This window comes from Streptomyces sp. NPDC017095, assembly GCF_044332325.1.
GTDB lineage: Bacteria > Actinomycetota > Actinomycetes > Streptomycetales > Streptomycetaceae > Streptomyces.
The window spans coordinates 251,771-277,691 of sequence record NZ_JBIROU010000004.1; the positions used below are offsets into that span (position 1 = coordinate 251,771).

The following is a 25,921-nucleotide window of genomic DNA, read 5'->3' on the forward strand; positions in this document are numbered from 1 at the left end:
TCGCGGCAATCCCGCCCGGACCGGCGCGGGGCCGCACTCTGGCTCGATGCGCACGCCGTGCGGCGCGGGTGCGTCGGGCAGAATCCAGCCATGACCACGACCCCCGCCCGCCGCACCGGCCCCGGCCTCGCCGCCGGTGTGCTCACCGGCATACTCGCCCTCTACATCGCCCTGGTCGCCCTCGGGAACATCACCGACTTCGGGACGAACCAGCAGTTCGTCCGGCATGTGCTGGCGATGGACACGACGTTCCGGGACGACCGTCTGATGTGGCGGGCCGTCACCAGCACGGCACTGGAGGACACCGCGTACGTCCTCATCATCGTGTGGGAGAGCGCGGCGGCCCTGCTGCTGATCGCCGGCACCTGGCTGTGGGCGCGGGGCAGGACCGCTCCGGCCCGGCGCTGGTCGACCTACGGGCTGCTGATGCTGATGCTGCTCTTCGGCGCCGGGTTCATCGCCGTCGGCGGCGAGTGGTTCGCCATGTGGCAGTCCAAGTCGTGGAACGGCCTGGACGCGGCCACCCGGATCTTCCTGATCAGCGGGGTGGCGCTGATCGTCAACCACCTGCCCGGCCGGCCGGCCGACGCTAGCTGACGACGGCCACCCGCGTGCCCTGATCGCCGAAGGACCACAGCGCGGCTCCGTCCTCCTTGTGGAGGCGGATGCCGCCCAGCTTCTGGCCGTTCGCCGGCGGCGGGGACGAGCCGTCCAGCGCGTTGGAGAAGGCGACGTTCACGCCGTCCGCCTTGGTGAAGTACATGACGTGCTCGATCTCCACGCCGTCCGAGCCCTTGAGGGACTGGGTGCGCAGGGTGATCGAGTAGCGGCCGGGCTGCGGGGCCACCGTGCCCGGCCACACCGCGAAGGTGCGGACCGGCTTGCCGGTCGCGTCGACCAGCCAGACCCGCTGGGCGCCGAGCGAGTAGACGATCCGCCGGCCCTCGCCGGAATCCTCCGGGAGGGCGGGCGCGGCCGGCGCCTCGGGGGCGGCGCTCGCGTGCGGGCTCGCCGACGCGGACGGGCCGGGCCTGGCGACGGCGGCCGTGGGATGCGGCCCGTGGTCCGCCTGCACGGCGAGGGCGACGACGGCCGCGGTCGCCCCCGCCGTCAGACCGGTGACCCAGGCCCACGAGGGCAGTCGGGCAGCCACGGGACGCATCTCCTCCGCTACGGGTCCCCGTCCAGGATCGGGGGTCGGATCATCGTACTCAGTCCCGGCAGACGGCTCAGTCCAGGACCGGCAGCAGCTCCGGCAGGTGCCCGTCGGAGGTCTCGGCCGCCCGCTGCCGTTCCTCGGGGACCTCGCCGTAGAGCGTGGTGCGCGGCTTCGCGGGGCGGCCGGCCGCCTCCGCCACCGCGACCAGGTCGCGGACCGACTTGTACGAGCCGTAGGAGGAGCCCGCCATCCGGGAGATCGTCTCCTCCATCAGGGTCCCGCCGAGGTCGTTCGCCCCGGACCGGAGCATCTCCGCCGCCCCCTCCGTGCCCAGTTTGACCCAGCTCGTCTGGATGTTGGGGATCCAGGGGTGCAGCAGGAGGCGGGCCATCGCCGTCACCGCCCGGTTGTCCCGCGTGGTCGGGCCGGGCCGCGCGATGCCGGCCAGGTATACCGGGGCGTTGGTGTGGATGAAGGGCAGGGTCACGAACTCCGTGAAGCCGCCCGTCTCCTGCTGGAGCCCGGCCAGCGTGCGCAGGTGGCCGAGCCAGTGCCGGGGCTGGTCCACGTGTCCGTACATCATCGTGGAGGACGAGCGCAGGCCCAGCTCGTGCGCGGTCCTGATCACCTCGATCCAGGTGGCCGTGGGCAGCTTGCCCTTGGTCAGCACCCAGCGCACCTCGTCGTCCAGGATCTCCGCGGCCGTGCCCGGGATGGAGTCGAGTCCGGCCTCCTTGGCGGCGGTCAGCCAGTCGCGGATCGACAGACCGGTGCGGGTCGCGCCGTTGACCACCTCCATGGGCGAGAAGGCGTGCACGTGCATGCCGGGCACCCGCTCCTTGACCGCCTTGGCGATGTCGAAGTACGCCGTCCCGGGCAGGTCGGGGTGGATGCCGCCCTGCATGCACACCTCGACCGCGCCGACCTCCCATGCCTGCTGGGCGCGGTCCGCGACCTGCTCCAGCGAGAGCGTGTAGGCGTCCGCGTCGGTGCGGCGCTGCGCGAAGGCGCAGAACCGGCAGCCGGTGTAGCAGACGTTGGTGAAGTTGATGTTGCGGGTGACGATGTAGGTCACGTCGTCGCCGACCGCCGACCTGCGCACGTCGTCGGCCACCCGGCACAGGGCGTCCAGCGCCGGGCCGTCCGCGTGCAGCAGCGCTAGGGCCTCGGCGTCCGTCAGCCGGGTCGGGTCGTCGGCGGCCGTGCGCAGCGCCTCGCGCACATCGGCGTCGATCCGCTCCGGGACCATGCCGGGGGCCGCCGCCTCGCGCAGCGCCTCCCAGTCGCCGTACACCTCGTCGAAGTCGGCGCGCCGGTCGCCGGTGCGGCCCTCGGTGTCGATGGCCGTGTGCAGGTCCGTGCGGCCGGCGGCGGTGAACGCCTCCTCCGGTTCCTGCCAGGGCCGGCCCTCCACCACCGCGTCCGGGCGGGCGAGACCCGTCTCCGGGTCGGCGAGGGCGGTCACGTGCGGGCGCAGCCGCGGGTCCAGCCAGGGCTCGCCGCGGCGCACGAACTCCGGGTAGACGCAGAGGCGTTCGCGCAGTGCGAAGCCGGCCGCCCGGGAGCGCTCGGCCAGTTCCTCGATCTGCGGCCAGGGGCGCTCGGGGTTGACGTGGTCGATGGTGAGCGGCGAGACGCCGCCCCAGTCGTCGATGCCGGCGCCGATCAGCCGCTCGTACTCGGCGTCCACCAGGTTCGGCGGGGCCTGGAGGCAGGCGCTCGGGCCCATGAGGTGCCGGGCGACGGCCACCGTGGCGACCAGGTCGTCCAGTTCGGCGTCCGGCATGCCGCGCATCGCCGTGTCCGGCTTGGCGCGGAAGTTCTGGATGATCAGTTCCTGGATGCCGTGGTAGGAGCGGGCCACCTTGCGGAGCGCGAACAGCGACTCCGCGCGCTCCTCGTACGTCTCGCCGATGCCGATCAGCAGGCCGGAGGTGAACGGCACGGAGGAACGGCCGGCGTCCTCCAGCACCCGCAGCCGCACGGCGGGTTCCTTGTCCGGGGAGCCGAAGTGCGGGCCGCCGGGCTCGGACCAGAGCCGGGTGGCGGTGGTCTCCAGCATCATGCCCATGCTCGGCGCGACCGGCTTCAGCCGCTGGAAGTCCGTCCAGGTCATGACGCCCGGGTTGAGGTGGGGCAGCAGGCCGGTCTCCTCCAGGATGCGGATGGAGATGGCGCGGACGTAGGCGATGGTGTCGTCGTAGCCGTGCGCGTCGAGCCACTCGCGCGCCTCGGGCCAGCGGTCCTCGGGCTTGTCGCCGAGGGTGATCAGGGCTTCCTTGCAGCCGAGGGCGGCGCCCTTGCGGGCGATGTCCAGCACCTCGTCCGGGGACAGGAACATCCCGTGCCCGGCGCGGCGCAGCTTTCCGGGCACGGTGGCGAAGGTGCAGTAGTGGCACTTGTCCCGGCACAGCCGGGTGAGCGGGACGAAGACACTCTTCGAGTACGTGATGACGCCGGGCCGGCCCGCCGCCTCGAGGCCCGCGTCCCGCACCCGGGCCGCCGACGCGGCGAGGTCCGTCAGGTCCTCGCCGCGCGCCTGGAGCAGCACCGCCGCCTCGGCGACGTCGAGGGTGACGCCGTCCCGGGCGCGTTTGAGGGCGCGACGCATGGAGTTCTCGGTCGGGCCGGTTCCGGAGGTCGCGGAAGCAGTCATCTCTTGAGCATACGTTCGCGGTGATCACCCCCGCGGCGCACCGGGAACGGCGCGGTGGTCTGACGGACCGGGCCGGCGGGGGTGGCGCGGTCGCCGGGATCGGGGCCGGTGCAGGTGTCCAGCGGGCAGTGCAGCAGCCGTACCGTGGTCCTGCCCCGCGCCAGGGCGGTGAAGCCGAAGGACCGGGTGGCGCCGCTGGCGCCGCCGTCCTCGCCGCCGGTCCGCGATGTCACTCGCCGCCCCCGTCCGGTGCCCGTCATGGCCCGCCCGCGACGGCCGGACGGCACCGGCGGCGCCGGCGACGGCGGGGCGGCCGGGATGCGAAGACCGTGTGAGGGCCTTGTGCACCGCGGCCCCCGCCCTGTGATCGGCGTCTCGCACGGCTGACGCAACCGCCCCGAACAAGGCAAACTGACGGAGTTGTTCGTGACGCCGAGGGGGACGAACGCATGGACGGTGGGCCGCGAGTACCCGAGCAGCGGCGCGCCCGCTCCGCGGTCACCGCGGAGACCGGCGCGCTGCGCTTCGGCGTGCTCGGTCCGGTGCGGGCCTGGCGCGGCGAGCAGGCGCTCGGCACGGGCTCCCCGCAGCAGCGCGCCCTGCTGGCCGCCCTGCTGCTGCGCGAGGGCCGTACGGCCACGGCGGCCGAGCTGATCGACGCGCTGTGGGGATCGGAGCCGCCATCGCAGGCGCTGGCGGCGGTGCGCACCTACGCGTCCCGGCTGCGGAAGGTCCTGGACCCCGGGGTCCTGGTCAGCGAGTCCGGCGGCTACGCCGTCCGCGGGCTCGGCGAGGGCGCCCTGGACGTGACGGTCGCGCAGGACCTGGCGGCGGCGGCGGAGAAGGCGCGCGCGGCGGGCGACCCGGGCCGGGCCCGGACGCTGCTCAACCAGGCCCTGGCCCTGTGGGACGGCGAGCCGCTGGCCGGCGTGCCCGGCCCGTACGCCGAGGGCCAGCGGGCCCGGCTGGAGGAGTGGCGCCTCGGCCTGCTGGAGAACCGGCTCGACCTGGACCTGGAGCAGGGCTGCCACGCCGAGGCGGTCTCCGAGCTGACGGCGCTGACCGCGGCGCACCCGCTGCGCGAGCGCCTGCGCGAACTGCTGATGCTCGCGCTGTACCGCAGCGGCCGCCAGGCCGAGGCCCTGGCCGTGTACGCCGACACCCGCCGGCTGCTGGCCGAGGAGCTGGGCGTCGACCCGCGCCCGGGCCTCAGCGACCTCCAGCAGCGCATCCTCCAGGCGGACCCCGCCCTGGCGGAGCCCTCCGCTCCGGCCAGCGAGCCGTCCGGGGCGCTCGTCCGCCCGGCCCAGCTCCCCGCCACCGTCCCCGACTTCACCGGCCGCGCCTCCGTCGTGGCGGAGCTGAGCGCGGTGCTGTCCTCCGGATCCGAGTCGGAGGGCCGGGTGATGGCGGTGTCCGCCCTGGCCGGCATCGGCGGCGTCGGCAAGACCACGCTGGCCGTGCACGTGGCCCACCGCGCCCGGTCCGCCTTCCCCGACGGCCAGTTGTACGTGGACCTCCAGGGCGCGGGCCCGCGCCCGGCCGAACCGGAGACGGTGCTCGGCTCGTTCCTGCGAGCGCTCGGCACGGCCGACACGGCGATACCGGACAGCCTGGAGGAACGGGCGGCGCTCTACCGCTCCGTCCTGGACGGCCGCCGGGTGCTCGTGCTGCTGGACAACGCCAAGGACGCGGCCCAGGTACGGCCGCTGCTGCCCGGCACGGAGGGCTGCGCGGCCCTCGTCACCTCCCGGGTGCGGATGCTGGACCTGGCCGGCGCGCATCTGGTCGACCTCGACGTGATGTCCCCGGAGGAGGCGCTCGCCCTCTTCACCAAGATCGTGGGCGAGGAGCGGGTGGCGGCGGAGCGGGAGGCCGCCCTGGACGTGGTCGCCGCCTGCGGCTTCCTGCCGCTGGCGATCCGCATCGCCGCCTCCCGCCTGGCGGCCCGCCGCACCTGGACGGTCTCGGTGCTGGCCGCCAAGCTGGCCGACGAACGCCGCCGCCTGGACGAACTCCAGGCGGGCGACCTCGCGGTGAAGGCCACATTCGAACTCGGCTACGGCCAGCTGGAACCGCCCCAGGCGCGGGCCTTCTGCCTGCTGGGCCTGGCGGACGGCCCGGACATCTCCCTGGCGGCCGCGGCGGCGGTCCTGGACCTGCCCCCCAAGGACACGGAAGACCTGCTGGAGTCCCTGGTGGACACCTCCCTGCTGGAGTCGGCGGCCCCGGGCCGCTACCGCTTCCACGACCTGGTCCGGCTGTACGCCCGGGCCTGCGCGGAACGGGACGAGGCGCCGGCCGGCGAACGGGGGGCGGCCATGTCCCGGCTGCTGGACTTCTATCTGGCCACGACCGCGGGCGTGTACGCGATCGAGCAGCCCCGGGACCGTCTCATCGACAACCTGGAGACCACGCGCTATCCGGGACTGCGCTTCAGCGAGGGACCGGCGGCCCTGGACTGGCTGTACACGGAGGCGGCCTCGCTCCTCGCCTGCGTACGGCAGGCCGCCGGAACCGCGAGGCTGCGGCGGGCTGTCGACCTGCTGTGGGTGGCGAAGGACCTGACCGAGTCGGGAGCCAGTTCCTACCAGTACGAGATGACGGCGCGGGCCGCCTGCGAGGCCACCCGCGCCCTGGGGGACGTATGGGCGGAGGGCAGGGCGCGCACGGTGCTCAGCGACGTCCTGCTGGTCTCCGGCCGCATCCGGCAGTCCGAGGAGGAGGCCCGCGTCGCCCTGCAGCTCGCGGACAGCGTCCGGGACGCCACCGCCGTCAGCTGGGTGGCCAACAACCGGGGGCTCATCTGCCTGCACGAGGGCCGCTTCGCCGACGGCAAGGCCTTCTTCGACCAGGCCCTCGAAGGGCTGCGGGCAGCGGGGAACCGGCCCTTCGAAGCCACCGTCCTCGGCAACCTCTCCCGGGCCTACCTCGGCATGGGCGAGATCGCCAAGGCCGTCGAGATCGCGCGGCGCGGCCTCGCGGCGCACAGCGAGATCGGCCGGTCGGTGCGCCTGGCCAACAGCCACTTCGCGCTGGGGGTCGCGCTGACCCAGGCCGGCCACCACCCGGAGGCGCTCGACGAGTTCTGCCGTGCCCTGGGCATCTTCCACGACCACCGGCAACGGCTGTGGGAAGGCGTGACCAACTACCGGATCGCCCAGGTCCACTTGGCCACGCTCCGCCCCACCCAGGCCGCGCAACACGCCGAACTGGCCCTCAACCTCGGGTGCATCGGCGGCGACCGGATGCGCGGGAACGTCCTGACGCTCCTGGGACGGGCACTGAGCGGACTGGGGCAGCTGGACCGGGCCCAGGCCTGCTGGCGCGAGGCCCTGAACCTGTACGAGTCGAGCGGCGCCCCGGAGGCCGAGGACGTACGCCGGCTCGTCACGACGGCGTCCGACAGATGACCGGCGCCGCCGCGGCGGTCGTCCTGCACGCGTTCAGCGTTTGTTTATCGCCGTCCGTCATGGTCTTAGTAGGCAGACCGTCGCGTCGGGGGGCAGGCGGTCCGGCCGGGAGCCCACCAGTTAGTCTGCGGCTCCGAACGCCCGTCCGGCGGCCATCGGGGGAGCTTCCGGACGGGTGTTCCTCACTCGTCACCGAACAGAGGAACCCAGGCCCATGAGCGAGCAGAACAAGGACGCGACCGTCACGCCGCGGAACAACGCGATGCCCACGCCGCCTGCCACGGACGAGACCATCACGACTCTCAACAACGCGATGCCCGCGCCGCCGGCGGCCGACGAGACGATCACGACGCTCAACAACGCCATGCCCGCGCCGCCGGCTCTGGACCTGAACCACAAGTAAGCCACCACCCCGGCGGGGGATCGGCCGCGGCGGCGCGGAGGGGGAGCCGTCGCGGCCGAGGTGTGTCCGGGGGGACGCAGCGGACCCCGTCACCGGCGGCCGTCGTAGCGGGAGATCCTGGCGGGTCTCCCGGTACGGCGGCCGCCGCGCGTCACGCGGTCCGCGCGGTGCCCGTGCCCTTCTCCGCGTCCAGCGCGTACACGCACCGGTCCTTGCTGCACGCGTACACCACACCGTCCTTGACCACCGGCGAGCCGGTGATCTCGCCGCCCGTGGCCAGCTTCCAGCGCAGCCGGCCGTCGTCGGCCTTCAGGGTGTAGAGGAGCCGGTCGGTGGAGCCGAAGTGGATGCGGCCCTCGGCCACGGCGGGCGCGCCCACCACGTCGCCGCCCGCCTGGAAACGCCACTTGGGCGTGCCGGTCACCGCGTCCAGGGTGTACAGGCCCTTGCCGCTGCCGACGTGGACGTGCCCGGCGGCGACCAGCACCGGTTCCACCGAGGCGCGGGCCTCGGTGGCGATGCGCCAGCGGTCGCGGCCGTCGGCGGCGTCCAGGGCGTAGACCGTGCCGAGGTAGTCGGCGAGGTAGACACCGCCGCCGGTGACGGCGGGGCCCGGGGCGAAGGCCGGCGGGCACAGGAAGACCGCCGGGGCCTCGAAGTGCCAGCGGACCCGGCCGCTCACCGCCTCGACGGCCAGCACCCGGGTGCCGGCGGAGACGTAGACGCAGCCGTCGGACGCCGGGGCCGGACGGACCGGGACACCGCCGCAGGAGGCCGCGTCGCCGATCGGGTACGACCAGCGCTCCTCGCCGGTACGGGCCTCCAGGGCGCGCAGCCGGGCGTCCTGCCAGACGTACACGGTGCCGTCGTGCACGACCGGGCCCGCCTCGGGCGACTCGAAGTCGGTCTGGCAGCCGGTGATCTCCCACAGCTTCCGCCCGGTGGCCGCCTCCCACGCCTGGACGCCGCCGCCGCGGGTGCCGGTGACGACCGTGCCGCGGTCGGCCTTGAGGGAGTACACCCAGGCGTCCGTGGACAGCCGCCACAGATCGGTGCCCTCGCGGGCGTCCAGGGCGAACAGGGTCGGGCCGTCGGAGGCGTGGATACGGCCGTCCGCCACCGCCATCGACCAGGCCACGTCCCGGGTCTTGAACCGACGGCGGCCGGTGCCCACGTCCAGGGCGTGCACCTCGAAGGAGGTGACGTAGACCAGGTCGCCGTCGACGGCCGGGGTGCCCCACACGTCGTTCGACATCCGGAACCGCCAGGGCCGCCAGCCGCTCGCCGTCTCCGGGGGCGCCGGCGGCACGGGCGGTACGGCGGGATCGGCGCCGGCCACCCCGGGGCGCGGCCGGGACCAGCTCGCCACCAGACCGGCCTCGGGCGGAGGCGCCTTGACGGCGGCGGCGCGGGCGTCGGCGACCCGGGGCCCGGGACCGATCGGCACCTGGGCGCCGACCAGCTGGACCGGGCCGGTGCCGGGCGCGCCGGCCGGGACCGGGACGGGCCGGGAGGGCGGGCCGGGAACGGGCGCGGAGGCGGGCACGGGCACCGGCGCGGAGGGCGGGCGCGGCGGGTCGTACGGCGGGGGCGGCGGCAGCGTCGGCCGGACGGTGCCGGCCGGGGCGGGCGGTGCGGCGGGGCGGCCGCCGCGCCGGGCCTCGATGAGCGCGACCGCCTTCTCCGGCAGCCAGGCGGAAGCGGTGCCGCTGTCGTCGGAGCCGGAGCCGAACAGGTGCGGGGCGAGCTGGGCCTGGAGGTCGGCCGGGCTGGGCCGGGCGGCGGCCTCCATCTGCATGCACCCCTCGATCAGCGGGCGCAGCTCGTCCGGGAGACCGGTGAGGTCCGGGCCCTCGCGGAGCAGCATGAAGACGGTCTCGACCGGGTTGGCGCCATGGAAGGGCGGATGGCCGGTGGCCGCGAAGACGAGGGTGGAACCGAGGGAGAAGACGTCGCTGGCGCCGGTGACGCTGCGGGAGTCCTTGGCCTGCTCGGGAGACATGTAGGCGGGGGTGCCGACGGCCACGTTCGTCATCGTCAGCCGGGTGTTGGAGACACCGGAGGCGATACCGAAGTCGATCACCCGCGGGCCGTCCTCGACCACGAGCACGTTCGAGGGCTTCAGATCACGGTGGACCAGCCCCGCGCCGTGGATGGACTGCAGGGCCTCCGCCACGCCCGCGGCGAGCCAGCGCACGGCCGGCGCGGGCAGCGGCCCGCACTCGTTCACTATCTCTTCCAGGGAGGGCGCGGGGACGTAGGCGGTGGCCAGCCAGGGCACGGCGGCACGCGGATCGGCGTCGACCACGGCCGCGGTGTAGAAACCGGAGACCGCGCGGGCCGCCTCCACCTCGCGGGTGAAGCGGACCCGGAAGAGCTGGTCCTCGGCCAGTTCGGTGCGCACCGTCTTGATCGCCACGCGCCGGCCGGACGCCGAGCGCGCGAGATAGACCAGCCCCATGCCACCGGCCCCCAGCCGGCCCAGCACCTCGAACGGCCCGATCCGCCGCGGATCGTGCTGCGTCAGCTGATCCACCACTTGCCTGCCACCTCCCCGTACGAGCCGCGCCAGCCGCATAGGTACGCGACCGAAGTGCAGCGTCTCACCACCGCACCGCCATGGCGGCACGCACCCTGATTCTTCCTGGCCGGGCGGCTGGTTGCGAACCCGGCGACGAATCGGGGTGTCTCCTGCCAAAGCGGACGCGTCAGCGCTGGAGCAGCGCGAACGACGCCCCTTGATTGTCGATGACGACGGCCACCCGTCCGTACGACGTCTCGAAGGGCGGCGCCTGCACCCGGCCGCCGAGCCGCCGCACGGTGCCGACGGCGTCCTCCAGGTCCGCGACCCGGAAGTGGACGAGGAAGTGCGGGGGCATCTCGGCGGCGAACACCTCGGCGACGTCCGCGCGGCCGAAGTCGGGCGCGCGGCCGGCGCCGAACAGGGCGTCGCGGAAGAGACTGCCGTAGAAGGCGTTGGCCGCGGCCGTGTTCCGGGTGTACAGCTCGGTCCAGACGAAGGTGCCCGGTACGTGCCGCCGTTCGAAGCCGCGGTGGGTGCCGGGCTGCCACAGCCCGAACACCGCGCCCTCGGGGTCGGCGGCCAGGGCGGCGGCGCCGAGGTCGCCGACCGGCGACGGCGCCGTGACCAGCCGCCCGCCGGCCGCCTCGATCCGCCGGCCGAGGGCCCCGGCGTCCGGGGTCGCGAAGGAGACCGTCCAGACGGTGGGCATGCGGCCGTCCGTCTTCGGGGCCAGCGAGGCGACGCGGTCCCCGCCCAGCCGGGCCCACACACAGGAGTGGTGCGCCGGCTCGAAGGTCCACCCGAAAAGCTCACCGTAGAACCGCTCGCCCGCCGCCACGTCGGGCAGCTGGGCGTCCACCCAGCACGGGACGCCCTCTCGGTATGCCTCTTCGTTCGCGGATGCCCTGTTTTCGGCCATGCCGCCAAAGTAACCGGGCCGCGCGCACCCCGCAGACCAGGCACACCCTCCCCTGTTCCCCCGCGCACCCCATTTGCAGTCGGCCGAATCGCGCTCTGATCACCCCTCGGTAAGCTGACGACATGACAGGACAAGTGCGTACCGTCGACGGCCGCGTGGCCGGCCGGCGTGGGCAGGCGACCCGGCAGAAGCTGCTCGACTGCCTCAGCGAGATGCTCGGCTCCTCCCCGTACCGGGACGTCAAGGTCATCGATGTCGCCCGGAAGGCGGGCACTTCGCCCGCGACCTTCTACCAGTACTTCCCCGACGTCGAGGGCGCCGTCCTGGAGATCGCCGAGCAGATGGCGGCCGAGGGCGCGGGCCTGGCCGGACTGCTCGAAGGACGCACCTGGACGGGTAAGTCGGGGTGGCAGACCGCACAGGAACTGGTGGACGGTTTCCTGGAGTTCTGGCGCCGCAACGACGCCATCCTGCGGGTGGTCGACCTCGGTGCGGCCGAAGGGGATAAACGGTTCTACAAGATCCGCATGAAGATCCTGAACTCGGTGACCAACTCCCTGACGGACTCCATCACCGAACTCCAGTCCAAGGGCCGCATCGACAAGGACGTGAGCCCGGCCGCGGTGGCCGGCTCCCTGGTCGCGATGCTCGCGGCGGTGGCGGCCCACCAGAAGGGCTTCTCCTCCTGGGGCGTCAAGCAGGCCGAACTCAAGCCGAACCTGGCGCTGTTGATGCACCTGGGCGTGACGGGCAAGAAGCCGTCCAGGTAGCCGGTCCGGCAGCGCGCACTCTCCTTTATCCCGTCCACGTCCTGTCTGCCAGGCGGTGGTCCGTTTCCCGGGCCACCGCCTGCCGTGTGCCGGGGTCCGGTCACGCGGGCAGCGGCCGGTCCCGCACCACGTGCTTCATCACCAGCGTCGACGTCAGCCGCTGCACCCCGGGCAGGGTCGCCAGCCGCTCGTCGTACAGGCGCTGGAAGGCGGCCAGATCGGCCGTCGCCACCCGGAGCAGATAGTCCGGCTCGCCGAACAGCCGCTGGGCGTCGAGCACATGATCCAGCTCACCGACCGCCCGCTCGAACTCGGCGACCGTGTCCCGGTCCTCCTGCCGCATGGACACGAAGACCAGCGCCTCGAAGTTCAGCCCGAGCGAGGACGGGTCCACCACCGCGCGATAGCCCTGGATGGCACCGGACCGCTCCAGCTCCCGCAGCCGCCGGTGGCAGGGGGAGACGCTGAGCCGCACCCGGGCGGCCAGCTCGGTCACGGTCAGCCGCCCGTCCTGCTGCAGCTCCGCAAGGATTTTCCGGTCTACGTCGTCCATGGGGAAGATCTTTGCTCACATCCCGCGATCTTGAGCAAACTTCGGAAACACTTTCGGGGTATACGCGCCTAATGTCCCCGGTATGGACTCGGGACTGCTCTTCTCCTTCCTCGCCGTGGACCTGCTGCTGGTGTGCGTGCCGGGCGCCGACTGGGCGTACGTCATCACGACGGCGCTGCGCGGCGCCCCGGTGACGCGCGCGGTGGCGGGCCTGGTCTGCGGCTACGCCCTGCACACCACCCTGGCGACGGCGGGCCTGGCCCTCCTGGTCGCCGGCTCGCCCGCCCTGCTGACGGCCCTGACCGTGGCGGGCGCGGGCTATCTGCTGTGGCTGGGCTGGGGCGTCCTGCGCCACCCGGCGATACCGGCCGCGACCGGGAGCGCGAGCGCAACCGGGACCGCGAGCCCGACTGGGACCGGGACCCCGGGCGCGACCGGGAGCGCCAGCGCGACCGGCCCGGCGGCGGGCGGCGGCGGGCGGCTCTTCCGGCGGGGCTGCGCGATCAGCGGCCTCAACCCCAAGGGCCTGCTCCTCTATCTCTCCGTGCTCCCCCAGTTCCTCACGCTCCACGGCGCCCACCTGCCCGTCCCCGTGCAGACGGCCACGCTGGGCCTGCTGCACATGGCCTGCTGCTCGGCCGTCTACCTCACCGTCGGCGCCCTCGCCCGCGCCCTGCTCGCGGCCCGTCCGGCGGCGGCCCGCGCGGTGACCCGCACCTCCGGCGCGGCGATGCTCGGGATCGGCGCGCTGCTGCTGGTGGAACGGCTGGCGACGCTCTAGGGTTCCCGCGCGCCGGGCCTGCCCCCGGCGGACGGCACCTTCCGTCCCGGGCCGCCCGGGGCCGTCACCCAGGGACCGTCCGAGGCCGTCACCAGGAACCGCCCGAGTCCGTCCGGGGACCGTCCCGGGACCGGCCGTGCGGGGACGGGAGTGAGACGGGGCCCGGCGGTGATACTCGCCCCATGGCACAGAACGACCTCCACGAACTGCTCCGGTCCCTGCGGGTCTGGGACCCCCGGACGACCCGGCTGACGCCCTTCGACCCGGACACCGCGCCCCCCACTCCGCTGACCCTGTTCACGAGCTGGTTCGCGGAGGCGGTGGAGGCGGGCCAGCCGGAGCCGCACACCATGTCGCTGGCCACCGTGGACGAGGAGGGCGAGCCGGACGTACGGATCGTGATGCTGCACGGCGCCGACGCGGACGGCTGGTCCTTCGCCACGCACGCCACCAGCCGCAAGGGCCGCGCGCTGGCCGCCCGGCCGTCCGCGGCCCTCGCCTTCTACTGGCCGGTGCTGGGCCGGCAGGTGCGGATGCGCGGGCCGGTCACGGCGGCGCCGGCCGAGGAGAGCCAGGCGGATCTGCACGCGCGGTCCACGGGCGCGCTGGCCGCGGCGCTGACCGGCCGGCAGAGCGAGGAACTGGCCTCACCGGAAGAGCTGCGCGAGGCGTCGGAGGCGGCCTGGGAGCGGGCCCGGGAGAACCCGGACGAACCGGCGCCGACCTGGACCCTGTACCGGCTGCGCCCGCAGACCGTGGAGTTCTTCCAGGGCGACCCGCAGCGGCGGCACCTGCGGCTGGAGTACCGCAGCACCGGATTCGGCTGGAGCCGGGGTCTGTTGTGGCCGTGAGGACCGCCGATCCCGTGCCGTGATCAATCCGCAATCAATTCCGGTCTTGACCGAGACCCATCAACCGGGTGGGTGATTACGCTCCCGCTCATGGCCCCCTCCCGTCCGTCCCCCGCGCACCTCCCGCCGGCCCCCGCCGACCGCCCGGTCTACGTCATCGGCGCCGGACCGGGCGGTCTCGCCGTCGCCCACGCGCTGCGGGCCCGGGGCGTACGGGCGGTGGTCCTGGAGAAGTCCGACCGGGTGGGCGCCTCCTGGCGCCGGCACTACGACCGGCTGCACCTGCACACCACCCGGCGGCTGTCCGCACTGCCGGGCCTGGCCATGCCCCGCAGGTTCGGCCGCTGGGTGTCCCGGGACGACGTGGTGCGCTATCTGGAGAAGTACGCCGAGCACCACGAGCTGGAGATCGTCACCGGCGTGGAGGTGCACCGCGTGGAGCGCGCCCCGGACGGCGCCGGGTGGCTGCTGCGCGCCTCCGGCGGACGGGAGCTGACCGGCAGCGCGGTGGTCGTCGCCACCGGCTTCAACCACACCCCGCGGCTGCCCGACTGGCCGGGCCGCGAGGAGTACGGCGGTGAACTGCGGCACGCCTGCGACTACCGCGACGCCGAGCCGTACCGGGGCCGTGACGTGCTCGTCGTCGGGGCCGGCAACACGGGCGCCGAGATCGCCGTGGACCTGGCGGAGGGCGGGGCCGCGCGGGTGCGGCTGGCGGTGCGCACCCCGCCGCACATCCTGCGCCGGTCCACCCTCGGCTGGGCCTCGCAGTACACCGGTGTGCTGGTGCGGCGGCTCCCGGTGTGGCTCGTGGACCGGCTCGCCGGGCCGGTGGGGCGGCTGAGCACCCCGGACCTGTCCGCGCACGGGCTGCCACGGCCGGACACCGGCTTGTACAGCAGGGTGAAGCAAGGCGCGATCCCGGTCCAGGACGTCGGCCTGATCGACGCCGTGCGCACCGGCCGGGTGGAGATCGTGGCCGCCGTGGAGGGGTTCGAGGACGGCGAGGTGGTCCTCGCCGACGGCGCCCGGATCACACCGGACGCGGTGATCGCGGCGACCGGGTACGTGCGCGCACTGGAAGGGCTCGTCGGCCATCTCGGCGTGCTGGACGGGCGCGGCAGACCGGTGGCGCACGGCGGCCGCACGCCCGCCCAGGCACCCGGCCTGTACTTCACCGGGTTCACCAACCCCATCAGCGGCATGCTCCGGGAACTGGCGATCGACGCGGGCAAGATCGCCCGAGCGGCAGCCGGCAGCCGACGCGGCCGGTAGGCGCACACGGCACACCCGACGGACGGTGGCGGCGCGGAGCCCTCGCGCGCGAGCCGGTGCGCGGTGTTGGCGGAGCCGGTCGGCGGCGGGCGGCGGGGCGGTCCCGTCCGCTCCCGGGGTGGCCGCGGACGGGCAGAGGGTCAGGACAGGGCGGGCGCCGGGGCCGTCCCCGGGGTGCGGCGTATGACCAGGGACATCAGGGCCGCCGCCGCGCACAGCGTGCCGGCCGCGTACCACACCAGGTCGTAGGAGCCGAAGACGTCCCGCGTGACGCCGCCGAGGTAGGCGACGAGGGCCGCGCCGATCTGGTGGGAGGCGAGCACCCAGCCGAAGACGATGGCGCTGTCCTCGCCGAACTGCTCCCGGCACAGCGCGAGCGTGGGCGGGACGGTGGCCACCCAGTCGAGGCCGTAGAAGACGATGAAGAAGATCATCGGCGGGTGGACGGCCGGGCCGAGCAGCATCGGCAGGAAGAGCAGGGACAGTCCGCGCAGGGCGTAGTAGACCGCGAGCAGGCGGCGCGGTTCGAAGCGGTCGGTGAACCAGCCGGAGGCGATCGTGCCGACGACGTCGAACACCCCGATGACCGCGAGCAGCGAGGCCGCCGTCGTCACGGGCATGCCGTGGTCGTGCTCGGCGGGCACGAAGTGGGTCTGGACCAGGCCGTTGGTGGAGGCGCCGCAGATCGCGAAGGTGCCGGCCAGCAGCCAGAAGGTGCCCGTGCGGACGGAGGCCGACAGGACGGCGAGCGTGCGCCGGGCCGCGCCGGTGACCGGGAGCGGCTTGGGCACGAACTCCTGCGTGCCGTACGGCGTCTCGCCCACGTCGGCCGGGTGGTCGCGCAGCAGCAGCCAGACCAGCGGGACCACGGCCAGCGCGGTCAGCGCCACCGTGACGGCGGCGGGCCGCCAGCCGTGGTGGGCGACGAGCCAGGACAGCAGCGGCAGGAAGACGAGCTGGCCGGAGGCGGAGGCGGCGGTGAGGATGCCGCTGACCAGGCCGCGCCGTGTGGTGAACCAGCGGTTGGTGACCGTCGCGGCGAACGCCAGCGCCATGGAACCGGTGCCCAGCCCCACCAGCAGGCCCCAGCACAGCAGCAGTTGCCAGGGCGCCGTCATGCCCACGGTCAGACCGGAGCCGAGCGCGATCACGGTGAGCGCGGCGGCGACCACCCGCCGGATGCCGAAACGGTCCATCAGCGCGGCGGCGAACGGCGAGGTCAGGCCGTACAGCGCCAGGTTGACCGAGACGGCCGCGCCGACCGTGCCGCGCGACCAGCCGAACTCCTGGTGCAGCGGGTCGACGAGGAGTCCGGGCAGGGAACGGAAGGCGGCCGCGCCGGTGATCGTGACGAAGGTGACGGCGGCGACGAACCAGGCCCGGTGCACACGGCGGCGCCGGGTGGGCGGGGCCTGGACGGAGGCTGCGGCGGGGCTTGTCTGAGTCACCTGTGCAGCCTCCGACGCGCGCGCTCGCGCAGCGAGTGGCCCGAAGGACAGCCTTCGCTAGGATCGGGCCATGACGAACCCTGGGGAGTTCCGTCCGCACCGGGTCGCCGTCCTCGCCATGGACGGGTTGCTGCCCTTCGAACTGGGCATACCGCACCGGATCTTCGGCCGGTCCCGGGACGCGCTGCGGCGGCCCCTGTACGAGGTCGTCACCTGCTCGCTCCGGCCGCCCGGCCCGGTCGTGACGGACGCCGACTTCGCCGTCCACGTGCCGCACGGCCCCGAGACGCTGGCGACGGCCGACACGGTGATCGTCCCGACGTCGTCCGAGACCGGCCCGGTCTACGAGGAGGGCCGGCTCACCGACGAACTCGCCGTCGCCCTCTCCCGGGTCCGCCCCGGCACCCGGCTCGCCTCCATCTGCACCGGCGCCTACGTCCTCGCCGCCGCCGGCCGGCTGGACGGGCGCCCGGCCACCACGCACTGGGCGGAGGCCGGACGTTTCCAGCGGATGTTCCCGAAGGTCGAGGTCAACGCGGACGTGCTGTTCATCGACGACGGTGACGTGCTGACCTCGGCCGGTGTGGCCGCCGGCATCGACCTGTGTCTGCACATGGTCCGCCGCGACTTCGGCACGGCGGTGGCCAACGAGGTCGCCCGGGTCACGGTCGTGCCGCCCCACCGCGACGGCGGCCAGGCGCAGTACGTCCGGCGTCCGGTCCCCGATCCCCAGGTGGCCACGACGGCCACCGCCCGCGCCTGGACGCTGGCCCGGCTGCACGAGCCGGTCCAACTGCGGGACATGGCCGCGCAGGAGGCCATGTCGGTGCGCACCTTCACCCGCCGCTTCCGCGAGGAGGTCGGCATCAGCCCCGGCCAGTGGCTCACCCAGCAACGCGTGGAACGAGCACGGCAGTTGCTGGAGTCCACCGGTCTGTCGATGGACCAGGTGGCCCGGGAGTCCGGCTTCGGCACGGCCCAGTCGATGCGCCAGCACCTGCAGACGGCGCTCGGGGTCACGCCCACCGCCTACCGGCGCACCTTCCGCACCGGCGGCGGCGCCGAACGGCACGGCGGCACCGGCACCGGCACCGGCACGCCCTGCTGACCGGCCGGTGCGTTTCCCGCCCCACCAGCCGACCGCCGTCAGCAGCAGGGTCAGCGCCACGCCCGCCAGGATCGCCGTGACCGGCGTGGTGACCGGCAGCAGGGCGCCGGCGGACACCAGGGCCCGGGGCAGGACCGGCCGGGAGACGACATCGCGGTAGCTCATGTCTCGACGGTAGGGACCGGCGCCGACAACCGCCGCCCTGATCTTCCGAGCCTGTGGATAACTTCCGGCCCGGCGGGCCCGAACCGCGCATGACGGCTGCTCAGCGCGCGCACGGTCCGCGCCCCGCCACCCCTTCACCTCGCATGGCGGTGACCATGGCAGCGGCCGGGCCTGCCGGTTGCCGCCGCGCGCCCCGCGCCCGGTGGGCAGGGGGCTGCGGCGGGGCCGGGGCCGGAGACTCGAAAAGTTGTCCACAGCCTGTGGAGAAACCGGCGGGCATGACCGCGGCCGGCGGCGTGCCTCCCCCTCCGCCACGCGCCGCCGGCCGGCGCGACCCCCCGCCCGGCGCGGGACACCGTCGCCGGGCCCCGCCGCCCCGGCACGGCGGATCGACGCCACCAGCCTGGTCAGACGCCATCGGCACGTCAACGCCGGCCCCGGCACGGGTGGTGTCACCGTGCTCGCGGCACCCGCGCACGGTCGCACGCCCCCGGCGCACCGCGACACGGGCCGCTACACGGCTTCGAAGGTGAGCCCCTCGTACGCGGTCAGCCCGCAGCCGAACGCCAGTGCCGCACCCTGCCGGGGCGGTGAACAGCGGTCCAGTTCGCACCAGATGCTCTTGCCGGCCCCGTCGTGGCTCCAGCCCCAGCGGTCGGCCAGGCAGTCCACGAGGGCCAGGCCCCGGCCGCCGGTGGCGTCCCGCCCGGCGCACCGCGGCTCGGGCGCCCGGGGGCAGGCGTCGGCCACCTCCACCCGGACCGTGGCCGGCGTGCCGTCACCGGCCGCCGCCCCCGGCAGGCACAGCCGCAGGACGGACGGTCTGCCCGTGTGCACGACGGCGTTGGTCACCAGCTCGGAGACGAGCAGGATCAGGGTCTCGGCCAGCGGCTCGTCGGCCGTTATGCCCGACCCGGCGAGCCGCGAACGGGCCCACCTCCTCGCCCGCCCCACCTCCGCGGGATCGGGCCGGATCTCCAGCTGCACTCGAAGCACCTGCACCGCTCACACCATCCGAACCGGCGGACACATGGCCCCGCGCCGCCCCCGCGCCACGGCGTCGGCCGCGGCGACGATCACGACGAGGGCCACGATCGTAGCCATTTTCTGCATGGCCAGAACAACGGCCAGAGCGAAGGTCACGGTCTGTGACTCCCTTGCGATACAGCATGGTTGACCCACAGTCACGCCAACAAGCGCTTCGGGCATATTCCCGCACGAAGGAGTGCCCGTGGGGCATACTGTGCGACGCGCACGCCGGGGAGTCGAACAGACGGGGAACGACGGCTCCGACCGTCCCGCGAACAGCGGCGCGCACCGCACGGCCCGGCTTCACCCCAAGGGCGCCGCCGGTCCGGCTCGTCCGCGCAGCCTCTCGCATCTGCCACAAGGTACCGGAGCGGTGCGTGACCGCGGGCCGTGACGAGTCACGCGAAGGACACAACCGGATATCGACGCTCCGTGACGCCGCCGCGCCACGATCCGTAACATCTTTGGCCAAAGCAAGGGCGGCAGACCGGCGGGGCGAGCCGCCCGGGCCCGTCCCGCCTCGCGCTCACATGCGGCTCAGGCTCGCCGTCGCGTACAGCACGTCCAGGATCGCCCGGCGGTCGCCGTCCAGGCCCGCCGCCGCGTCCTCCGGGGCGACGTGTCCCGCCGCCAGCCGGCAGAACTCCACGCCGTCCAGCGCCACATGGGCCACCTCGAGCTCCGCGGAGCCCACCGCCGCCGGCGAGTCCAGCGGGATCAGCCACTCGCCGCCGGCCTCGCCCTCGATCTCCAGCCGCAGGCTGCGGCCGGGCGCGCCGGCCGGAACCAGGTGCGGGGTCTGCCGGCCCGGCTCGGACAGGCCCGCGCGGCGGCGTTCGGCGAGCGCCGTCGGCAGCATGCGGGCCGCCAGGTCGATCATCCGGTGCAGATGCCGGGGCGCGGGCGGATCGTACGGGTAGTGCACCGCCTGCGCGATGTCCTCGGCGTGCACCCAGCACTCGAAGGCGCGGTCCAGCATCGCGTCGTGCAGGGGAAGGGCGAAGTCGCCGTACGACACCGGGAGTCCGCCCGCGTGGCCGCCGGTGAACGACACCGTGCGCACCAGGCCGTGGCTCTGCTCCCGCCACAGTTCGCGCACCGACCGGGCCGGCGGACGCGGCGCGGCCCGCCAGCACGCCTCCGTACGGCCGGCCGGCCCCGGGGCGCCGGCGGGCTCGGCCAGCGGGTCCGCGAGGCCCAGCGCCACGGCGACCAGCCCGTCCACCGACAGCAGGTGCGCGATCACCCCGGCCACGGTCGTACGACGGCTCGCCGGGGTGTCGGCCTCGAACCACCGCAGCCGCACCGGCGCCTGCCACTCCTCGTCCTCGAAGTCCTGGAGCAGCGCGTCCAGTCGCGCGCTCTCGGCGTCGTACGGCGCCGCCCAGCCGGGGACGGGTATGCGCGGCGGCCGGCGCTTCAGGCAGCTCCCCAGGACCCGGGTGCGCAGCCCGGGGTCCAGGTCCAGGCTCTCCGGCTGGTGCAGCAGGCCGACCGCCTCGCGCAGCCGGCGGGCCTCGTCGGCGCACGGGCCGCAGTCGCCCAGGTGCTCCTCCACGGCCGCCGACTCCGCGGCCGAGCAGGCGGTCAGCGCCCAGGCGCCGAGCAGCGACTTCAGGACGTCGTGCGACAGGTCGGGCGGCACGGGCGCGGGGTCCCCCGGGTCGGCGAGGCCGGACAGTGACACCCCACTGTCCTCCACGGCGGCCCGGGGCGTGGGTACGCGCGGGGCGGTGGCGGGCCGGGGCCGGTCACGGCGGGCGGAGCGGCCGGGATCCCCGGGCCCGCCGGGACGGCCGGGTCCGTCGGGCCCGCTGCGCGCGTTGCCGCCGGGGCCGTCCGGTGCGCCGCGCGGCCCGTCCCGCCGGGGGCCGTCCCCGGGCCCCCGGTCTCCCTCGTCCGCACGGCCGCCGGCGTACCCGTCGCCGGGCGACTCGGAACGGTCCGGCCCGTTCACACCGCACCCCGGTATCCCGGCGGGGTGCCGGCGTCATGGGCGGTGGACAGGAGCTGGAGGCCGAGGCGGAGCCGGCGGCGGGCCTCGTCCTCGGTGACGCCGAGGGCGGCCGCGGTCCGGCGGTAGTCGCGGCGCTGGTTGTAGGCGAGGTCCAGCGCGGCGCGCAGCGGGGCCGGCATGGAGTGGACGATGAAGTCGGCGCGGGCGGTGACGGAGGCGCGGCGGACCGTGCTCTCCAGTTCCTCGCGCCGCGGCCGCTCCCGTTCCTCCCGGTCCCGCAGCCGCTGCACGGCGACCCGCTGGGTGACGGCGGCCATCCAGGAGCGCAGCGTGCCCTGTGCCGGGTCGTAGCTGTCGGGGCGCTCCCACACATGGGCGAAGACGTCCCGGGTGACGGCGTCCGCGGCCCGCTCGTCGTCGAGCACCCGGTGGGCGAGGTGGTGCACGAGGGAGGCGAACCGGTCGTACAGTTCGCCGAGGGCGGCCGCCTCGCCGCGGGCGAGCCGCTGCTGCATCGTGCGGTCCCAGCGGGGCGGTGCGTGCTTTCCGGCCATGCGGTCCCCTCCCCTCACCGTGTCCGGCCCCGCCCAGCCTGGCGGCTCCGTCCTCTCGAATGTAGTCGGCAGGTCCGACCGCGCACGCCCCTTTGTGTCAATGTGCGCCCCTGGACGCGCCGCAGGTGATACTGCCCCCTTCACACAACCTGCACACGAGGCACGCACGTCTTTGATCAAACACGATCGATAGTGACTGAAAGACACCTCTTGTCGATCATCTGCCGTTTATCATCCCGCGTTTCAGGGAACGGCCGGTGGGCAGCCGCGCGGAGGGAAACGTAGGAACTGCTTCCGTTTCCGGGCGGTTCCGGGAGATCCGGCGAGCGGAAGGCGTGGCCGTGGCATTCAAGGTGACCGGCGTCGAACAGGGCGCGTGGGCCGTGCTCCAGGTGTCCGGGGAACTGGACCTGATGACCGCGCCGGTGCTGCGCCAGCGTGTGCACGACGTCGTCGCCGAGGGCCACCACAGCCTCGTCGTGGACCTCTCGGACGTGTTCTTCTGCGATTCCAGCGGGGTCGGCGTCCTGATCGCCGCGCGCCGGCTGATCCGCTCCTGCCAGGGCCGGCTGCGGCTGATCCTGCCGGACCAGGGCGCCGTCGACGGCTCGCACGTCAACCGCGTCCTCGGCGCGCTCGGCGTGCGCCGGCTCTTCGACGTCCGCCCCGACCTCGACTCCGCGACCACGGACGAGGCGGGACCGCTGTCCGCCTGAGCGGGCGCACGACAGCGCGGCCCGGTCACCCCGTTCCCGCGGAATTCCCCCGGTCTTGGCACAGTCGCCGGTTTTCCGCCATTCGCCGGCCACCTTCGTCGTACGCTCCCGCCAGGTCCCGCGGAGCCTCACCTCCGGTGGACCGCACGTACGGCCCTCATCACGTAAGGCGGCCCCCACAGACATGGTCAGCACCGAGTACGAGCGCAGGATCGCCGCCCGGTTCGCCACCTTCGACCAGGACGGCAGCGGCTCCATCGACCGCGAGGACTTCAGCGCCGCGGCCAAGGCGCTGCTCGCCGAGTTCGCCGTGCCCGCCCGCTCCGCCAAGGGCCAGGCGCTGTACGCCGGCGCGGAGGCGTTCTGGCAGGGCATGGCCGGGATCGCCGACCGGGACGGCGACCAGCGCATCACCCGCGCGGAGTTCGTCAGCGGCGCGGTCAAGCGGCTGAGCGACAGACCCGGCCGCTTCGCCGAGATCGCCCGGCCCTTCCTGCACGCGGCCCTGGCGGTCGCCGACACCGACGACGACGGCCGCGTCACCGTCCCGGACGCCGCCCGCGCGCTGCGCGCCCTGCGGGTGCCGGACCCGCTCGCCGAGACGAGCGCCGGCGCGCTCGACACCGACGGCGACGGGAGGATCGGGGAAACCGACGTCGTACCGGCCTTCGCCCGTTACTTCACGATGCCGGAGCAGCCCTGACCGCACGCGCCAGCCGGCCCGTCAGGCTCGCGGGCCGGCCTCCAGGCGCGGCCCCGGCTCAGGCGAAGACGACCGTCCGGCGGCCGTTCAGCAGGATGCGCCGCTCCGCGTGCCACTTGACGGCGCGCGCCAGCGCCTGGCACTCCACGTCGCGGCCGAGGGCGACGAGCTGGTCCGGCGTCACGCCGTGCCCGACCCGCTCGACCTCCTGCTCGATGATCGGCCCCTCGTCCAGGTCCGCGGTGACGTAGTGCGCCGTCGCGCCGATCAGCTTCACGCCCCGCGCGTGCGCCTGGTGGTACGGCTTCGCGCCCTTGAAGCTGGGCAGGAACGAGTGGTGGATGTTGATGATCCGGCCGCTGAGCCGCTTGCACAGGTCGTCCGAGAGGACCTGCATGTAGCGGGCGAGGACGACCAGTTCGACCTGCTCCTCGCGCACGATCTCCAGCAGCTTCCCCTCGGCCTCGGACTTGGTGTCCTTGGTGACCGGGAGGTGGTGGAAGGGAATGTTGTACGAACCCACCAGTTCCTGGAAGTCGGTGTGATTGGAGACCACGCCGACGATGTCCACCGGGAGCGCGCCGATCCGCGCCCGGAACAGCAGGTCGTTCAGGCAGTGCCCGAACTTGCTGACCATGAGCAGGATGCGCATCCGCTGGTCGGCCCGGTTGAGCTGCCAGTCCATGTGGAAGGAGTCGCCGACCGCGGCGAAACTGGCCCGCAGCTTCTCCACCGTCACCGGCGCCTCGGCCGAGAAGTGGACGCGCATGAAGAACAGTCCCGTGTCGTGGTCGCCGAACTGCTGGCTGTCCTCGATGTTGCAGCCGGTCATGAACAGATAGCTCGACACGGCGTGCACGATGCCCTGCTTGTCCGGGCAGGAGAGCGTCAGGACGTACTGGTCGGCCGGCGCGGCGGCGGAGGAGGCGGACTGATCGGTCATGCACTACAGGGTCCCATACCGGCCACCCCGCGCGGGCCCGCCGTCCGCTAGGCGGACCGCGTCAGGATGCGCAGCATCTCCAGGCTCTGCGGCGGCGCGTCCGGATCGTCGCCGTCGCTCGCCGCGAGCCGCAGGTGCGCGTCCCGCGCCGCCCGGACCGCGTCCGGCCAGCCCGAGTGCTCCAGATACGCGGAGACCGGCGCGTCCGGGCCGACCTGGTGCATGATCCGCAGCACCCGCAGCACGGCGGTGTCGACGAGCGCCGCCTCCTGCGAGTCCCGGAAGATGGTGCCGACGTACTTCTCCGCCGACCAGTTGTCCAGCCAGGTGTCCTCCACCAGCCGGTACACGGCGTCCGTCACGTCGCCGTAGCCGTCGACGCCGGCCAGCCAGACGTCCCGCTGGAACACCGGGTCGGAGAGCATGTGCAGCGCCGAGCGCACGTTGCTGCGCCAGCGCCACCACGGCATGTCGTTCAGGGGCATGCCGCCCATGGTGGAGGAGCGACGGCCGCGACGGGAAGAGTTCTCCGAACCTTGCACGGTCACCGATCGTACGTTCCCCGGCCCCCCGCCCCTCGCCGGACCCCGTAATTCACCGCGAAGTCACCCGTCGTTGCGCGTGGGTCACTTCCCGGTTAGCGGTGTGAGGGAATCGTGTGGGCCCATGACCGGCAGGCGACGCACCAGCCCTCTTCCCGCCCACCCCCGCCCCGTCCGGGCCGCCGCCCTCGCCCTGGGCGCCACGGCCCTGTGCGCGTCGCTCACCGCCGCGTGCGGGATCGTCCCCGGTGCCACGGGGGGCTCCGGGGACGATCCGGTCAGGGTGATGACCTGGGCCCCGCAGGACACCGACGCCACCAACAAGCCCGGCATGCCCGCGATGGCCCTCGCCTACGCCCGGTGGGTCAACGCCCACGGCGGGGTCCACGGCCACAGGCTGGAGGTCCTGACCTGCAACGACCACAACGACAGCGTCGGCGCCGCGAAGTGCGCGAAGCGTGCCGCCGCCGAGGACGTGGTCGCGGTCGTCGGCTCCTACAGCCAGTTCGGCGACTCCTTCCTGGCCCCGCTGGAAGGCGCCGGCATCCCCTACATAGGCGGCTACGGCGTCACCAACGACGAGTTCACCGGCACCATGTCCTACCCGGTCAACGGCGGCCAGCCCGCCCTTCTGGCCGGTCTCGGCAAGGCCCTCGCGGCGAACTGCGGCGACATCGCCCTGGTCCGCCCCGACAGCATCGCCGGCGACCAGCTCCCCGCGCTGCTCGACTCGGGCCTGAAGGCCGGCGGGCACCCGGACGCCCGGGACCAGCTCGCCGCCGAGGACGCCACCGAGTACGGCGACCAGGCCGAGCGGGCGCTGCGCTCGGCGACCAAGGGCGCGGCCGGGGAGGGCTGTGTGGTGCCCGCGCTCGGCGACCGCACGGACACCTTCATGGACTCCTTCCGGCGCTCCCGCCAGGACTTCCCGGAGGTGCGCACGGCGACCGTGCTCGGCAGCGTCGACCAGACGGTGATCAACGCCACCGGCGGGGCGTCCGGGCCGTACGAGGGGTCGTACATCACCGGCTGGTACCCGGCCGCCTCCGATCCGCGCTGGGACCCCATGAAGAAGGTGATCAACGAGGAGGCGTTCGACGACGACCGCATCGATCCCGCGGACGCCGGGGTGCAGACCACGTGGATCGCCTACACCGTGCTCAGGGCCGTGCTGGAGCGGATCGGCGACGACGAGGTGAGCGCCGACACCGTGCGGCACACCCTCAACGACGGGCTGCGGGTCTCCACCGGCGGCCTCACCCCGCCCCTGCGCTGGCCCTACGACGGCGAGCTGGCCTCGGTCGGCTTCCCGCGGCTGGTCAACGCCGACGTCACCCTCCAGGTGGTCCGGGACGGCAAGCTGGTCGCGGCCGGGCAGGACGGCGGCCGGAACGGGGTCGCCGACATGACCTCGGTACTGGCGCACGCCGACGTGCCCTGACGGGCCCCGGT

The 25,921-nt window shown here is 74.1% G+C and carries 24 protein-coding genes; 11 read left to right on the forward strand and 13 right to left on the reverse strand.

Going from position 1 to position 25,921, the window contains the following annotated elements:
- The first annotated feature begins 90 nt into the window (after positions 1–90).
- A complete protein-coding gene (locus ACH4OA_RS10300; RefSeq protein WP_397937733.1) occupies positions 91–597 on the forward strand; it encodes a DUF2165 domain-containing protein in 507 nt (168 codons plus the stop codon).
- Here ACH4OA_RS10300 and ACH4OA_RS10305 read toward each other — a convergent pair.
- The 3 genes from ACH4OA_RS10305 to ACH4OA_RS10315 all read right to left on the reverse strand — a co-directional run bounded on the left by ACH4OA_RS10305 (position 590) and on the right by ACH4OA_RS10315 (position 4,048).
- Entirely contained in the window at positions 590–1,153 is a 564-nt protein-coding gene (locus ACH4OA_RS10305; protein ID WP_397937732.1) for a hypothetical protein, read from the reverse strand. The two genes, ACH4OA_RS10300 and ACH4OA_RS10305, sit on opposite strands and share 8 nt — an antisense overlap.
- A gap of 76 nt (positions 1,154–1,229) precedes the next feature.
- Complete coding sequence (locus tag ACH4OA_RS10310) at positions 1,230–3,815, reverse strand: bifunctional FO biosynthesis protein CofGH (RefSeq protein WP_365872507.1); 2,586 nt, start codon at positions 3,813–3,815, stop codon at positions 1,230–1,232.
- Entirely contained in the window at positions 3,812–4,048 is a 237-nt protein-coding gene (locus tag ACH4OA_RS10315) for a hypothetical protein (RefSeq protein WP_397968562.1), read from the reverse strand. The genes ACH4OA_RS10310 and ACH4OA_RS10315 overlap by 4 nt, the downstream gene beginning before the upstream one ends.
- A gap of 216 nt (positions 4,049–4,264) precedes the next feature.
- On the opposite strand from ACH4OA_RS10315, the gene ACH4OA_RS10320 reads away from it, so the two are divergent.
- Both ACH4OA_RS10320 and ACH4OA_RS10325 read left to right on the forward strand, forming a co-directional pair.
- Complete coding sequence (locus ACH4OA_RS10320; protein ID WP_397968565.1) at positions 4,265–7,228, forward strand: AfsR/SARP family transcriptional regulator; 2,964 nt, start codon at positions 4,265–4,267, stop codon at positions 7,226–7,228.
- Between the two features lie 214 nt (positions 7,229–7,442).
- The gene (locus tag ACH4OA_RS10325) at positions 7,443–7,631 is read left to right on the forward strand and encodes a hypothetical protein (protein ID WP_365872501.1); all 189 of its coding nucleotides are present in this window, start codon (positions 7,443–7,445) and stop codon (positions 7,629–7,631) included.
- 151 nt (positions 7,632–7,782) lie between these two features.
- Here the strand turns inward: ACH4OA_RS10325 and ACH4OA_RS10330 are convergent, their stop codons facing one another.
- Positions 7,783–10,170 carry a PQQ-binding-like beta-propeller repeat protein gene (locus ACH4OA_RS10330; RefSeq protein WP_397946161.1) on the reverse strand — a complete coding sequence of 796 codons (2,388 nt, stop codon included), beginning with the start codon at positions 10,168–10,170 and terminating at the stop codon, positions 7,783–7,785.
- A 169-nt stretch (positions 10,171–10,339) separates the two neighbouring features.
- The gene (locus tag ACH4OA_RS10335) at positions 10,340–11,074 is read right to left on the reverse strand and encodes a VOC family protein (RefSeq protein ID WP_397968567.1); all 735 of its coding nucleotides are present in this window, start codon (positions 11,072–11,074) and stop codon (positions 10,340–10,342) included.
- 122 nt (positions 11,075–11,196) lie between these two features.
- On the opposite strand from ACH4OA_RS10335, the gene ACH4OA_RS10340 reads away from it, so the two are divergent.
- Entirely contained in the window at positions 11,197–11,844 is a 648-nt protein-coding gene (locus tag ACH4OA_RS10340) for a TetR family transcriptional regulator (protein WP_365872495.1), read from the forward strand.
- Between the two features lie 100 nt (positions 11,845–11,944).
- On the opposite strand, the gene ACH4OA_RS10345 is transcribed toward ACH4OA_RS10340, so the two are convergent.
- Positions 11,945–12,397 carry an Lrp/AsnC family transcriptional regulator gene (locus tag ACH4OA_RS10345; protein WP_365872493.1) on the reverse strand — a complete coding sequence of 151 codons (453 nt, stop codon included), beginning with the start codon at positions 12,395–12,397 and terminating at the stop codon, positions 11,945–11,947.
- An 82-nt stretch (positions 12,398–12,479) separates the two neighbouring features.
- On the opposite strand from ACH4OA_RS10345, the gene ACH4OA_RS10350 reads away from it, so the two are divergent.
- From ACH4OA_RS10350 to ACH4OA_RS10360, 3 genes are all read left to right on the forward strand, one after another.
- Positions 12,480–13,178 (forward strand): LysE family translocator, encoded by a 699-nt coding sequence (locus ACH4OA_RS10350; RefSeq protein WP_397968569.1) that lies wholly within the window; start codon positions 12,480–12,482, stop codon positions 13,176–13,178.
- A gap of 182 nt (positions 13,179–13,360) precedes the next feature.
- Positions 13,361–14,029, forward strand: coding sequence for a pyridoxal 5'-phosphate synthase (locus tag ACH4OA_RS10355; protein ID WP_365872489.1), 669 nt, complete (start codon positions 13,361–13,363; stop codon positions 14,027–14,029).
- A gap of 90 nt (positions 14,030–14,119) precedes the next feature.
- The gene (locus ACH4OA_RS10360) at positions 14,120–15,304 is read left to right on the forward strand and encodes a flavin-containing monooxygenase (RefSeq protein WP_397968572.1); all 1,185 of its coding nucleotides are present in this window, start codon (positions 14,120–14,122) and stop codon (positions 15,302–15,304) included.
- Positions 15,305–15,444: 140 nt separating this feature from the next.
- Here the strand turns inward: ACH4OA_RS10360 and ACH4OA_RS10365 are convergent, their stop codons facing one another.
- Complete coding sequence (locus ACH4OA_RS10365) at positions 15,445–16,752, reverse strand: MFS transporter (RefSeq protein WP_397968574.1); 1,308 nt, start codon at positions 16,750–16,752, stop codon at positions 15,445–15,447.
- Between the two features lie 70 nt (positions 16,753–16,822).
- Here ACH4OA_RS10365 and ACH4OA_RS10370 point away from each other — a divergent pair, with 70 nt between their 5' ends.
- Entirely contained in the window at positions 16,823–17,860 is a 1,038-nt protein-coding gene (locus ACH4OA_RS10370) for a GlxA family transcriptional regulator (RefSeq protein WP_397937715.1), read from the forward strand.
- A gap of 678 nt (positions 17,861–18,538) precedes the next feature.
- On the opposite strand, the gene ACH4OA_RS10375 is transcribed toward ACH4OA_RS10370, so the two are convergent.
- The 4 genes from ACH4OA_RS10375 to ACH4OA_RS10390 form a co-directional block, all read right to left on the reverse strand.
- On the reverse strand, positions 18,539–19,012 hold the full coding sequence (locus tag ACH4OA_RS10375; RefSeq protein WP_365872543.1) for an ATP-binding protein: 474 nt from the start codon (positions 19,010–19,012) through the stop codon (positions 18,539–18,541).
- 18 nt (positions 19,013–19,030) lie between these two features.
- The gene (locus ACH4OA_RS10380; RefSeq protein ID WP_365872481.1) at positions 19,031–19,168 is read right to left on the reverse strand and encodes a hypothetical protein; all 138 of its coding nucleotides are present in this window, start codon (positions 19,166–19,168) and stop codon (positions 19,031–19,033) included.
- A gap of 412 nt (positions 19,169–19,580) precedes the next feature.
- Entirely contained in the window at positions 19,581–21,011 is a 1,431-nt protein-coding gene (locus ACH4OA_RS10385) for a maleylpyruvate isomerase N-terminal domain-containing protein (RefSeq protein ID WP_397968576.1), read from the reverse strand.
- A complete protein-coding gene (locus ACH4OA_RS10390; protein WP_397937711.1) occupies positions 21,008–21,565 on the reverse strand; it encodes an RNA polymerase sigma factor in 558 nt (185 codons plus the stop codon). The genes ACH4OA_RS10385 and ACH4OA_RS10390 overlap by 4 nt, the downstream gene beginning before the upstream one ends.
- A 335-nt stretch (positions 21,566–21,900) precedes the next feature.
- Here ACH4OA_RS10390 and ACH4OA_RS10395 point away from each other — a divergent pair, with 335 nt between their 5' ends.
- Both ACH4OA_RS10395 and ACH4OA_RS10400 read left to right on the forward strand, forming a co-directional pair.
- On the forward strand, positions 21,901–22,281 hold the full coding sequence (locus ACH4OA_RS10395; RefSeq protein WP_365872474.1) for an STAS domain-containing protein: 381 nt from the start codon (positions 21,901–21,903) through the stop codon (positions 22,279–22,281).
- Between the two features lie 184 nt (positions 22,282–22,465).
- The gene (locus ACH4OA_RS10400) at positions 22,466–22,984 is read left to right on the forward strand and encodes an EF-hand domain-containing protein (protein WP_365872472.1); all 519 of its coding nucleotides are present in this window, start codon (positions 22,466–22,468) and stop codon (positions 22,982–22,984) included.
- 58 nt (positions 22,985–23,042) lie between these two features.
- On the opposite strand, the gene purU is transcribed toward ACH4OA_RS10400, so the two are convergent.
- Together purU and ACH4OA_RS10410 are read right to left on the reverse strand one after the other, a co-directional pair.
- Positions 23,043–23,927 carry a formyltetrahydrofolate deformylase gene (gene purU / locus ACH4OA_RS10405; RefSeq protein WP_365872470.1) on the reverse strand — a complete coding sequence of 295 codons (885 nt, stop codon included), beginning with the start codon at positions 23,925–23,927 and terminating at the stop codon, positions 23,043–23,045.
- 47 nt (positions 23,928–23,974) lie between these two features.
- Positions 23,975–24,475, reverse strand: coding sequence for a hypothetical protein (locus tag ACH4OA_RS10410; RefSeq protein WP_365876262.1), 501 nt, complete (start codon positions 24,473–24,475; stop codon positions 23,975–23,977).
- Positions 24,476–24,593: 118 nt separating this feature from the next.
- Between ACH4OA_RS10410 and ACH4OA_RS10415 the strand changes: the two genes are divergently transcribed.
- Complete coding sequence (locus ACH4OA_RS10415; RefSeq protein ID WP_397946167.1) at positions 24,594–25,910, forward strand: ABC transporter substrate-binding protein; 1,317 nt, start codon at positions 24,594–24,596, stop codon at positions 25,908–25,910.
- The last annotated feature ends 11 nt before the right edge of the window (positions 25,911–25,921 follow it).